This window comes from Planococcus daihaiensis, from assembly GCF_049262615.1.
GTDB lineage: Bacteria > Bacillota > Bacilli > Bacillales_A > Planococcaceae > Planococcus.
The window spans coordinates 2,560,741-2,573,095 of sequence record NZ_CP175504.1; the positions used below are offsets into that span (position 1 = coordinate 2,560,741).

Sequence of the window (12,355 nt, forward strand, 5' to 3'; positions counted from 1 at the left end):
GGAAAGAAATGAAAGGACGGTAAAGCTGAATGCAAGTAGATAAAATCCGAGGTCCACAAACAGATCAACTGATCGATGCGATATTGGCTTTGAAAGACCGGGAAGAAGCTTACCGCTTTTTCGATGATCTTGCCACAATCAGTGAAATCCAGTCATTATCCCAGCGTTTTGAAGTTGCACGCATGCTGCGGCTGAAAAAAACGTATGAAAAAATTAAAAACGAAACGGGCGCCAGCACCGCAACAATTTCACGCGTCCGCCGCTGTTTGAATTACGGCAATGATGGCTATGATGAAATGCTGGGGCGGTTGTATCCGGACGAAAAACCATTCCAGCTGCCGAAAGAATGAAACAGTTTGAATGCGAAAAACGGGGGCAGTCCACGAAGTCTATGATTAGGCTTAGTGGATGGCCTTTTTTTTGTTATAATGAATAGATGAAAACGAAATGAAGTCAGGTGAAGCGAAATGGATTATCAATCATGGCGGCATGTCTTCAAATTGGATCCGGCCAAAGCGATTTCCGATGGACATTTGGAACGAATTTGTGAATCCGGGACCGATGCCATCTTGATAGGCGGCAGCGATGCTGTCACACTCGAAAATGTACTCGATTTAATGGCGCGCGTCCGGCGTTTTTCCGTGCCGGCCGTGCTGGAAATTTCGACAGTCGAATCGGTGACGCCGGGCTTTGATTTTTATTTTATCCCGACGGTTTTGAACAGCCGGAATCCGAAATGGATCAAAGGGCTTCATCATGAAGCGATCCGCGAATACGGCGATTACATGGACTGGGAAGAGTTGGTTCCGGAAGGCTATTGCATCCTGAATCCCGATTGCAAAGCAGCCCGGCTGACGGATGCCGATACGGATTTGGATGCAGAAGATGTTGTGGCGTATGCACGACTTGCCGAGCATTTCTTCAAACTGCCGATTTTTTATATGGAATACAGCGGCATCTACGGCGACCCCGAATTAGTGAAAGAGGTCAAAGAATATATGGTTGATACTCGCCTGTTCTACGGCGGCGGCATCGATTCAACTGACAAAGCGAAAGAAATGGCGCAATATGCCGACACGATAGTGGTCGGCAATATCATATATACGGATATTGAAAAAGCGATTAGAACCGTCAAGGCGGTTGCGGAAACTATAGATCAATCGTTATAATAAGAACAAACGTTCGAGGTGGTGCACAATGGAATTAATAACGAAGAACCTACTTAAAGGAATGAACCCGGAACAGGAACGAGCGGTCAAAGCGACTGACGGCCCTTTGCTGATCATGGCCGGTGCCGGGTCTGGCAAAACGCGCGTGCTGACTCACCGGATCGCTTATTTGGTGCTCGAAAAACAGGTTTACCCGTCCCACATCCTGGCGATTACGTTTACAAATAAAGCGGCACGTGAAATGCGCAACCGGATTGACGGCCTCCTGGGCCACGGAACCGGCGAACGCATGTGGGTCTCCACCTTCCACTCGATGTGCGTGCGCATTTTGCGCCGGGATATCGACAAATTGGGCTTTTCAAAGAATTTTTCCATTCTTGATATGACAGACCAGTTATCGGTCATCAAAAACGTACTGAAACAGCAGAACCTCGACGCGAAAAAATACGAACCGCGGACGGTTTTAAACGCCATTTCTTCGGCAAAAAACGAGTGCATCACCGCGAAAGAATTTGCGGCAAACGCCAATCCCCACAATCCTTATGAAAAAACGATTGCTGAAGTATATGAAGGCTATGAAAAAAGGCTTCGGAAAAACCAGTCGCTCGATTTTGACGATCTCATCATGACGACGCTGAATTTATTCAACACGATGCCTGAAGTACTGGAGTACTACCAGAATAAATTCCAGTACATCCACGTCGATGAATATCAGGATACCAATAATGCGCAATACCAGCTGGTCCAGAAATTGGCGAGCAAATACAAGAACATTTGCGTCGTCGGAGATTCGGATCAGTCGATTTATCGCTGGCGCGGCGCCGACATCACGAATATCCTGTCATTCGAGAAAGATTACCCGAATGCGAAAGTCATCATGCTCGAACAGAATTACCGCTCCACGAAGCGCATTCTTCAAGCGGCGAACGATGTCATCAAGAAAAACACCAGCCGTTACCCGAAAGAACTGCATACCGATAATGCGGAAGGTCCGGCCATCACCTTGCATAAAGCGGGTGATGAACGCCAGGAAGCGCAATTTGTCGTGCAAACGATCCAAAAGCTGATGGCAGAGGAAAACTACAAAACGTCCGATTTTGCCATCCTTTACCGCACCAATGCCCAATCGCGGATCATGGAGGAAATGTTCGTCAAATCGAATATGCATTATACAATCGTCGGCGGGACGAAGTTCTACGACCGCAAAGAAATTAAAGATCTTCTCGCCTACCTGAAGCTGATTGCCAATAATGATGATGACCTGTCCTTGGCGCGCATCATCAATGAACCAAAGCGCGGCATCGGGGCGACTTCTTTTGAACGGATGGCTCTCTTTGCCATCGAACAGGACCGCACCATTATGGATGCGCTGCAGGAAGTCGACTTTATGGGCGTGTCACCGAAAATTGCCCAGACGGCGTTGGAGTTCCGCACCATGATCGCCGGTTTCACCGAAATGCAGGAATACTTGTCGGTCACCGAATTGGTGGAGGAAGTGCTGAAGAAATCGGGTTACCGCCAGATGCTGCAGAATGATAAGACCATCGAAGGCGAAAGCCGTCTTGAAAACTTGAATGAGTTCCTGACGGTGACACAAACGTTTGAAAAACAGAGTGACGATAAATCGCTGGTGGCTTTTTTGACGGATCTTGCGTTGATTTCCGATATCGATTCGCTCGATGACGAGGAAGAAACAGACGGACCGATCATCCTGATGACAATGCACGCAGCGAAAGGACTTGAGTTTCCGGTCGTTTTCATCATCGGACTGGAAGAAAATGTGTTTCCGCATTCGCGTTCCAATAACGATGAAGAGGAAATGGAAGAAGAACGGCGCCTGGCGTATGTCGGGATTACGCGAGCGGAAAAAAGGCTCTATTTGACCCATGCGACTTCCCGGACCCTATTCGGCAAGAGCAACTGGAATATGCCGTCCCGTTTTATCAATGAAATCTCTGAAGATTTGATTGAACAGACAGTTGCCCAGCATCGCGCCGGAGCGGCAACGGGCTATAAGCAAACACCGAAGCGCGCGGCGGTATCACGTCCCGCTTACCAGCAATCAGGCGGCGACAAGCTTGGCTGGAAGCCAGGCGATAAAGCGACGCATAAAAAATGGGGCACAGGCACAGTCGTTGGTGTCAAAGGGGACGGCGAACAGACAGAACTGGACATCGCATTCCCGAGCCCAGTCGGCATCAAACGGCTTTTGGCCAAATTCGCGCCGATCGAAAAAGTTTAACCGGGAGGTATAATATGGACCGTATCAAAGCGGAACAACGGGTAAGTGAATTGAACGAATTGCTCAGCGCCTATGGCCATGCCTATTATGTGCTGGATAATCCGAAGGTTCCTGACGCGGTTTACGATCAATTGCTCAACGAATTAATTGAATTGGAAACTTTATATCCGGATCTTGTGTTTCCGGATTCACCGACACAGCGGGTGGGTGGAGCACCGATCTCCAATTTTGAAAAAGTGAACCATGTCCGTCCGATGCTGAGTTTGTCGAATGCTTTCGGTGAAGACGATCTGCAGGAATTCGATAAACGGGTCAGGAACGGCGCAGGAGAAAAGGTTGAATACGTCTGCGAACTGAAGATAGACGGCCTCGCCGTGTCACTGATCTACGACAACGGCAAATTCGTCCGCGGTGCAACCCGCGGCGATGGCCGGGTCGGGGAAGACATTACCGTCAATCTGCGGACGATCCGCTCGATTCCTTTGAAATTGAAGGAACCGGTATCGCTTGAGGTGCGCGGTGAAGTTTTCATGCCCAAAGGATCTTTCCATAAATTGAATGAACAGCGCGGCGAAAAAGGGGAAGAAGTTTTCGCCAACCCCCGCAACGCGGCTGCCGGATCGCTTCGGCAGCTTGATCCCAAAATCGCGGCGAGCCGCAATTTGAATGTTTTCATTTACGGAATCGGTGGAGACGCTGAAAATTACGGTCTCGAGGATCATGACGGCTCGCTGAATTATTTAAGCAAACTTGGCTTCAAGACGAACGATGAACGGAAAGTTTGCCGCAGCGTCGACGAAGTGCTCGAATATATTGAAACATGGACAGAAAAACGCACAAAATTATCTTATGAAATCGATGGCATCGTCATCAAAGTCAATCGCTTTCTTCAGCAGCAGGAACTCGGATTTACGGCGAAAAGCCCGAAATGGGCCACGGCTTATAAATTCCCTGCCGAAGAAGTCATGACGAACCTTCGTGATATCGAACTCAGTGTCGGGCGCACCGGTGCTGTTACACCGACGGCGCTCCTTGATCCCGTATCGGTCGCCGGATCGACTGTTCAGCGGGCTTCCCTGCACAATGAAGATCTGATCAAAGAAAAAGACATCCGGATCGGCGATAAAGTCATCATCCGAAAAGCGGGCGATATCATACCGGAGGTGGTCCGTGTGCTGACTGAACTGCGGACCGGCGATGAAGAACCTTTCCATATGCCGAAAAATTGTCCGGCCTGTGATTCGGAACTGGTGCGGATCGAAGGCGAAGTGGTGCTCCGCTGCGTCAATCCGAAATGTCCGGCTCAAATCACAGAAGGCTTGATCCATTTTGTGTCACGCAATGCGATGAACATCGAGGGACTCGGTGAAAAAGTCATCGAACAGCTGTATCAGGAAGGGCTGATTGCGGATATTGCGGATATTTACAAACTGACCAAAGAGCAATTGCTGGAATTGGACCGGATGGGCGATAAATCAGCGTCCAATTTGATCGCGGCAATCGATGCATCACGCAGCAATTCAATGGAACGGCTGTTGTTTGGGCTGGGTATCCGCCACGTCGGCGAAAAAGCGGCCCGCATACTTTCCGAACATTTCGGTTCGATGGAAGGGCTGATGGCTGCGACGTTTGAAGAATTGATGGCCATCCATGAAATCGGCGATAAAATGGCAGACTCGATTGTCACCTATTTCGACAATGAAGAAGTGCGGGCTCTTGTGGAACGTTTGGCGAACGAAAACGTCAATCTTACTTATACCGGCAAACGGATCCAGGTGGAAGCGGGATCCAATGCATTTGCCGGAAAGAAAATCGTCCTGACCGGTAAATTGGGACAGCTGACCCGCTCTGAAGCGACTGAACGCATCGAGGCGATGGGCGGCAAAATGTCCGGCAGTGTCAGTAAGAAAACCGATCTGCTGATTGCCGGGGAAGAAGCGGGATCCAAATTGGACAAAGCGACAGATTTGAAAATTGAAATCTGGAATGAACAGCAATTGATCGAGGAATTGAACAAATGAGGAGATTATTGAACATGAAACGCATTTGGTGGATCCCTGCCAGCATTTTATTGCTTACAGCCTGTGTGCCGACGGAGACGAACGAAACGGAAGTCATCGGCACAGAAGAAGTGGAAACGGCAATTATTCCTAGCATGCAGTTGGATGAAGAATTTTACCGGACCCTTTTGCCTTATAAACAAAGCGCCACGCGAGGGAAGATCGTCAATCGGATGAACTCCCGCTACGATATTGAAGAAGCGGAAAAAGGTTTGTTGCGATTGTCCCAAAATCAGTTTTCACCTGATGATTATTTTTTTCAGGAAGGTCAGATCATAACGGATCAGGAAGTTACTGAATGGCTCCGTCGTTATGACGCAGAAGATAATCCAACAGGATTGAACGCGGAAGACAAGCGGGCTGCGCCGGCGGAAGATGCGGAAGAGGGCGATGAAATGCCGGATGCTCCTCCGCCTGAAATCCTGGCGCATATCATCGAACAGAATTATCTCGTGAAAACCAACGAAGATACGATCAGACTGGGCGGCGTGTCTGTCGGACTAGCGCTCAATTCAATCTATTACAGCAAAAACGCTGACGGTGTTTCAACCGAAGAAACGATCTCTCAGGAGCAGCTGGAGGCTGAAGGCAAGCGGATGGCGGATGAAATCGTTAATCGGTTGAGGCAAAAAGAAGATATGGCGGATATACCGATTACTGTCGGTTTGTTCAAGCAGAAAAGCCGCAGCACGATCACTGCCGGAACTTATTTCACTTACGGTGTAGCTCCGGGCGGTGACACGACAGTAGCCAATTGGAATGCAATCAGCGAGGAATTCGTCATTTTCCCGTCATCAAACCCGGAAGAGAAATACCGGGGAGTGGACACAGCTTTCAAGAACTTCAAGCAGGATGTTGAGGAATACTTCTCGAATTTCACGAGCGTTATCGGCACCGGGTTTTATCAAGGCGACTCGATCCGCAAATTGAAGATTGAAATTCCAATCCAGTTTTATGGCTCATCGGAAGTCATCGGATTTACCCAATATTTGACGGGGCTTGTCATGAAACATTTTCCTGAAAATATACAGGTGGAAGTGGACGTGCATTCGGTCAATGGAACGGAAGCGCTGATTTTGAGAAAAGCCAACGAGACCGAACCGATTGTCCATATTTATGAATAAGAAACAGCTGCCGCATTCATTCGGGTGGCAAAAGAGGCAGCCACGGCGGCTGTCTCTATTCTTTTAGAATAATAAATGATATGATATAGCGTATGTTTACTGATTTCGGAGGTGTAAGGAAATGGCGAAAATGACAAAAGAAGAAGTGATCGAAGTTGCGCATTTGGCGCGTCTGGCGATTACGGATGAAGAAGCGGTCCATTTTGCAGAACAACTGGAAGCCATCACGAATGCGATGGAACTTTTGAATGAACTGGATACAGAAAATGTGGAGCCGACTACGCATGTATTGCCGATGGTCAATGTTTTGCGTGAAGACAAAGCGGAACCAGGCTTGCCGCGTGAAACAGTTTTGAAAAATGTTAAAGAACATATAGCGGGACAAGTGAAAGTTCCGACGATTCTGGAATAGATGTGAGGAGGGAAACCATGAAATTCTACGACAAGACAGCTGCACAATTGCAGGAAATGATTCGCAATGATGAAACAACGATTTCCGAACTGACAAAAGAAACGTTCAACCGAATGGATGAGCTTGATCCGAAAGTCGATGCTTTTTTGGCATTGAATAAAGAACAGGCGACAGCGACAGCGGCTGAAATGGACAACACACCGAAAGAACAGCGCGGTCCGTTATTCGGATTACCGATTGGCGTTAAAGACAATATCATGACGGAAGGCTTGGTCACGACTGCATCAAGCCGTATTCTTGAGGGCTTTAACCCGATTTATAATGCCACGGTAGTAGAAAAATTGCGCACAGCAGGCATGGTCATTGTCGGCAAATTGAATATGGATGAGTTTGCAATGGGGTCATCCAATGAGAACTCGTATTATAAAAAGACAAGAAATCCGTGGAACCTCGATTATGTACCGGGTGGATCTTCAGGCGGCTCGACCGCTGCGGTTGCAGCAGGCGAAGTGCCGTTTACACTCGGTTCGGATACCGGCGGCTCGATCCGCCAGCCTGCAGCATTCTGTGGCGTCGTAGGAATGAAACCTACATACGGACGGGTGTCCCGTTTTGGCTTGATCGCTTTTGCTTCTTCATTGGACCAAATCGGACCGGTAACGCGCACTGTGAAAGACAACGCGTTGCTGCTTCAGGCGATTTCCGGCCATGATGAAAAAGATTCCACTTCAGCAGATGTTGAAGTACCTGATTTTGCGGCAGCGCTGACTGGCGACATCAAAGGGCTTCGCATTGGCGTACCGAAGGAATACTTTGCAGAAGGCGTCAGTGAATCCGTGAAAAAGGCGGTATACGATGCACTGGATGTATTGAAGGAAAAAGGTGCAATCTGGGAAGAAATTTCCTTGCCTCATTCCAAATATGCGCTTGCCACGTATTATCTACTGGCTTCCTCAGAAGCTTCTTCAAACCTTTCCCGTTTCGACGGCATCCGCTACGGCTATCGGACAGATAAAGCGAGCAACCTGCTCGACTTCTATATGAATACGCGTGCGGAAGGTTTTGGCGACGAAGTGAAGCGCCGTATCATGCTGGGCACGTATGCCCTAAGCTCAGGTTATTACGATGCGTATTATAAAAAAGCGCAAAAAGTGCGCACATTGATCAAGCAGGATTTTGATGATGCATTCCAGAATTACGATGTCATCGTTAGTCCGACAACGCCGACACCGGCATTTAAAATCGGTGAAATCATCGATGACCCGTTAACAATGTATGCCAACGATATCCTGACGATTCCCGTTAACCTTGCGGGGGTACCGGCGATTTCCGTGCCGTGTGGATTTGATGGCGGCATGCCGCTGGGCTTGCAGATCATCGGCAATTATTTCGACGAGGAAACGGTATATCGTGTAGCCGATGTATTTGAAAAGGCGACAGATTTCCATACAAAAACTCCTCAATTATGGGAGGGAGCAGCACAATGAACTTTGAAACGATTATCGGGCTCGAAGTGCACGTTGAACTGAAAACTGATTCCAAAATGTTTTCACCTTCGCCGGCACATTTCGGCGCAGAACCGAATACCAATACAAACGAAATCGACCTCGGCTATCCGGGGGTCCTGCCGGTCGTCAATAAACGCGCGGTGGACTGGGCAATGAAAGCGGCTCTCGCATTAAATTGTGAAATTACCCGCCACACCAAATTTGACCGCAAAAACTATTTCTATCCCGACAATCCGAAAGCGTACCAAATTTCTCAATTTGATCAGCCGATCGGTGAACATGGCTGGATCGAAATTGAAGTGAACGGTGAGAAAAAACGCATCGGCATCACGCGTCTTCACATGGAAGAAGACGCAGGGAAACTGACGCATACGGATAATGGCCATTCACTGGTGGATTTCAATCGCCAGGGTACACCATTGATCGAAATCGTTTCGGAACCGGATATGCGCACTGCTGACGAAGCTTATGCTTTCCTGGAGAAAATCAAGGCGATTATCCAGTACACGGGCGTTTCTGATGTCCGTATGGAAGAAGGATCGCTGCGCTGCGATGCGAACATTTCATTGCGTCCATGGGGCCAGGAGCAATTCGGCACGAAAACGGAATTGAAAAACCTGAACTCGTTCAACTACGTACGAAAAGGGATTGAACATGAACAGATCCGTCAGGAACAAGTTCTCCTGTCGGGTGGCATAATTCCACAGGAAACGCGCCGTTATGATGAAACGACTGCCAAAACCGTTCTGATGCGCATCAAAGAAGGATCCGATGATTACCGTTATTTCCCGGAACCGGATCTTGTCGACATCGTCATTGACGATGCCTGGATTGAACGTGTCCGTGCGGAAATTCCGGAATTGCCGGATGCGCGCAAAGCCCGTTATGTGTCCGAACTCGGCATGTCTCCATACGACGCGATGGTGCTGACGCTGGCCAAACCGATTTCTGACTTTTTCGAAGCGACGGTTGCTGAAGGGGCTGATGCAAAACTGGTCTCCAACTGGCTGATGGGTGAAGTTTCCGCCTATTTGAATGCTGAACAGAAAGAATTGGCAGATACGGCGTTAACGCCAGCAGGACTGGCCGGCATGATCAAATTGATCGGTGACGGCACCATTTCTTCAAAAATCGCCAAAAAAGTGTTCCGTGAATTGATTGAAAAAGGCGGCAACGCCAATGAAATCGTCAAAGCAAAAGGACTTGTCCAAATCTCGGATGAAGGCGTTTTGCGTGAATATGTCACGACTACACTCGATGCCAACCCGCAATCGATCGAAGACTTCAAAAACGGCAAAGACCGCGCAATCGGTTTCCTTGTCGGGCAGATCATGAAAGCCACCAAAGGGCAGGCAAACCCGCCGCTCTTAAATAAAATCCTATTGGAAGAAATAGGTAATAGGTAAAAGGAAGGATGGTCCACAACTGGACCATCCTTTTTGTGTCCAGACTCCAACGCCTCGAGTCGCTTCGGTCATGTGTCTGCATCGCTTCGCCAGCTTCGACACATGAAAAAAAGTTGCCGGCAATGACAAAAAGCACCATTACTTTCAAGCCCTCCAGCGCATGTCGGAGCTGAACGGCCGTTTTCGCTTTCCTTATTTAGAGCAATAAGATTTGAAGCTTTTGGGGAAGACAAGTAAACTGAATTTAAAGGAGTTGTGATATTATGACAATAGAGCAGAATTATTTTGAAAACGCGATAACTCTTGAAAAATATATGTCTCAAATGGAATCCAACCAAGAGAAATCCTATTCAATTTACGAAAAGTTCAAGCTGCCGGAAGACAAAGAATTCTTTGCGCTTTTGAAAGAGAAGAACCCCCACATTTTGGTCATTACAGAAGACTGGTGTGGAGATGCCATGATGAACAATGCAATTTTGCGTAAAATTGCAGATGCGGCGGACCTGGAAGTTCGTTGTGTCTACCGGGATGAAAACCTTGAATTGATGGAACGGTATCTGACAAACGACGGCCGGTCCATTCCGAAATACATCTTTTTATCGCCGGACGGGGAAGTGCTGGCTGATTGGGGTCCGAGATCCGCTATGGTCCAGAAATTTGTGGACGGACTGAAAGCAAAGCTGCCCGATAAAGAAGATCCGCAATACGATCTGCATTTTAAGACCATCCTCGGTGAAATTACGGATGGTTTTGTTTATAAAGGTGAGTTTTGGAACAGTGTTTATGATGAGTTAAAAGCAGTGTTGACAAAATCACTTTCAAAATGAAGAATTTCTTATACACGGAACTTTTATCTTCTATATAGTGTCTTATTTTCTAGAGTAAGTGGAGAAAGGCTGAAATCCTATGAAACGAGCACGAATTATTTATAACCCCACGTCCGGCAGGGAATTATTCCGCAAGCATTTGCCGGAAGTGCTGGAAAAAATGGAAATAGCCGGTTACGAAACGTCGTGCCATGCCACAACCTGCGAAGGTGATGCAACCGCCGCTGCCATCACAGCGGTCGAAAGAGATTTCGACCTGATTGTAGCAGTCGGAGGAGACGGGACATTGAACGAAGTGGTCTCCGGCGTTTCAACATTTGAGAAGCGGCCGAAAATCGGTTTGATTCCCATGGGCACGACGAATGATTTTGCACGGGCGGTACATATTCCCCGCGACATCAATAAAGCCGTAGACATCATCCTGCAAGGGGAATCGATTCCGGTGGATGTGGGGATGATGAACGACCGCTATTTCATCAATATTGCCGGTGGCGGCAGAATGACGGAGCTGACTTATGAAGTTCCAAGCAAGTTGAAAACGGTTCTTGGCCAGATGGCTTATTATTTGAAAGGCATCGAAATGCTGCCGTCGATCCGTTCGTCGAATGTCCGCATTGAATACGATGGAGAAGTGTTTGATGATAAAGCAATGATGTTCCTGATTGGATTGACCAATTCGGTTGGTGGCTTTGAAAAACTGGCGCCGGATGCCAGCATCAATGATGGGAAATTTACGTTGCTGATTTTGAAAGAAGTGAATATGGCTGAGTTTATCCGTTTGGCTTCACTGGCACTTCGGGGAGAGCATCTGTCAAACCCTCATGTTATTTATGCCAAAGCCAGCAGAATTTCAGTCACATCGAAGGAACGGGTCATGTTGAATCTTGACGGTGAATTCGGTGGCGTTTTACCGGCGGTTTTCCAAAACCTTGAAAAACATATTGAAGTAATGGTTCCAATACAATCTTTGCATAATAAAGACATTAATTAGCAGTCAAAGGATCGGCATGATTCACGTCAATCGATTCCTGACTAAACAATAAAAAGAAGCCTGGCAGTGTGTTACCTGCCAGGCTTCTTTTGGTGTGCCCGTATCATTACAATAATTCAATCGCTGTGTCTTGCTCCATCGCGAGTTTCGGCAAATCTTCGACCGGTTCCCATCGGAACAACAGTGTCATGCCGTTGTCGCGGCCATCACTTTTGATGGTATGCTCCCACTCATCGACTTTTTCACCGGTGTATTCGAAATGAAACATATTGCGTTCATACACTTTATCCCGATGTTCAGGATAATAATTATACTTGTGGATTTTTCCTGCAAAATCCAATACGTCACGAGAAAGACCTGTTTCTTCCTGGACTTCCCGATAAAGTGCATCAATGAGCATTTCACCTTCAGCGATCGAACCGCCAGGAACCTGGACACCGACTTCAGGTTCGCCTTGATACTCGAAAACCAGTAATTCGCGGTTGTCTTCAGGGCCTCTTGTAATGTAGGCAAAAACTTTTCTGCTTGTCTCCATTTAAATCACCCTTTATTTATGTTCTCTATAGAATACTAAAAATTCAGCTAAATATCAAGGGGTATTTAACTTTTATTGTCA

The 12,355-nt window shown here is 47.6% G+C and carries 11 protein-coding genes; 10 read left to right on the forward strand and 1 reads right to left on the reverse strand.

Annotated elements, in window-relative coordinates:
• The first annotated feature begins 29 nt into the window (after positions 1 to 29).
• From DHX103_RS12575 to DHX103_RS12620, 10 genes are all read left to right on the forward strand, one after another.
• On the forward strand, positions 30 to 350 hold the full coding sequence (locus DHX103_RS12575) for a YerC/YecD family TrpR-related protein (protein ID WP_101803366.1): 321 nt from the start codon (positions 30 to 32) through the stop codon (positions 348 to 350).
• A 117-nt stretch (positions 351 to 467) separates the two neighbouring features.
• Positions 468 to 1,169 carry a heptaprenylglyceryl phosphate synthase gene (locus tag DHX103_RS12580; protein WP_422122618.1) on the forward strand — a complete coding sequence of 234 codons (702 nt, stop codon included), beginning with the start codon at positions 468 to 470 and terminating at the stop codon, positions 1,167 to 1,169.
• Between the two features lie 28 nt (positions 1,170 to 1,197).
• Complete coding sequence (gene pcrA, locus DHX103_RS12585; protein WP_422122619.1) at positions 1,198 to 3,411, forward strand: DNA helicase PcrA; 2,214 nt, start codon at positions 1,198 to 1,200, stop codon at positions 3,409 to 3,411.
• A gap of 14 nt (positions 3,412 to 3,425) precedes the next feature.
• Positions 3,426 to 5,432 (forward strand): NAD-dependent DNA ligase LigA, encoded by a 2,007-nt coding sequence (gene ligA / locus DHX103_RS12590; RefSeq protein WP_422122620.1) that lies wholly within the window; start codon positions 3,426 to 3,428, stop codon positions 5,430 to 5,432.
• Between the two features lie 14 nt (positions 5,433 to 5,446).
• Positions 5,447 to 6,595 (forward strand): CamS family sex pheromone protein, encoded by a 1,149-nt coding sequence (locus tag DHX103_RS12595; RefSeq protein WP_422122621.1) that lies wholly within the window; start codon positions 5,447 to 5,449, stop codon positions 6,593 to 6,595.
• Between the two features lie 121 nt (positions 6,596 to 6,716).
• On the forward strand, positions 6,717 to 7,007 hold the full coding sequence (gatC, locus tag DHX103_RS12600) for an Asp-tRNA(Asn)/Glu-tRNA(Gln) amidotransferase subunit GatC (protein WP_422122622.1): 291 nt from the start codon (positions 6,717 to 6,719) through the stop codon (positions 7,005 to 7,007).
• A 56-nt stretch (positions 7,008 to 7,063) separates the two neighbouring features.
• Positions 7,064 to 8,494 (forward strand): Asp-tRNA(Asn)/Glu-tRNA(Gln) amidotransferase subunit GatA, encoded by a 1,431-nt coding sequence (gene gatA, locus DHX103_RS12605; RefSeq protein ID WP_422124773.1) that lies wholly within the window; start codon positions 7,064 to 7,066, stop codon positions 8,492 to 8,494.
• A complete protein-coding gene (gene gatB / locus DHX103_RS12610; RefSeq protein WP_422122623.1) occupies positions 8,491 to 9,921 on the forward strand; it encodes an Asp-tRNA(Asn)/Glu-tRNA(Gln) amidotransferase subunit GatB in 1,431 nt (476 codons plus the stop codon). Before gatA ends, gatB begins: the two co-directional genes overlap by 4 nt.
• 263 nt (positions 9,922 to 10,184) lie before the next feature.
• Complete coding sequence (locus tag DHX103_RS12615) at positions 10,185 to 10,748, forward strand: thioredoxin family protein (RefSeq protein WP_422122624.1); 564 nt, start codon at positions 10,185 to 10,187, stop codon at positions 10,746 to 10,748.
• A 79-nt stretch (positions 10,749 to 10,827) separates the two neighbouring features.
• Complete coding sequence (locus DHX103_RS12620; protein WP_422122625.1) at positions 10,828 to 11,739, forward strand: diacylglycerol kinase; 912 nt, start codon at positions 10,828 to 10,830, stop codon at positions 11,737 to 11,739.
• 106 nt (positions 11,740 to 11,845) lie between these two features.
• Here the strand turns inward: DHX103_RS12620 and DHX103_RS12625 are convergent, their stop codons facing one another.
• A complete protein-coding gene (locus tag DHX103_RS12625; RefSeq protein ID WP_422122626.1) occupies positions 11,846 to 12,274 on the reverse strand; it encodes an NUDIX hydrolase in 429 nt (142 codons plus the stop codon).
• Positions 12,275 to 12,355 lie beyond the last annotated feature (81 nt).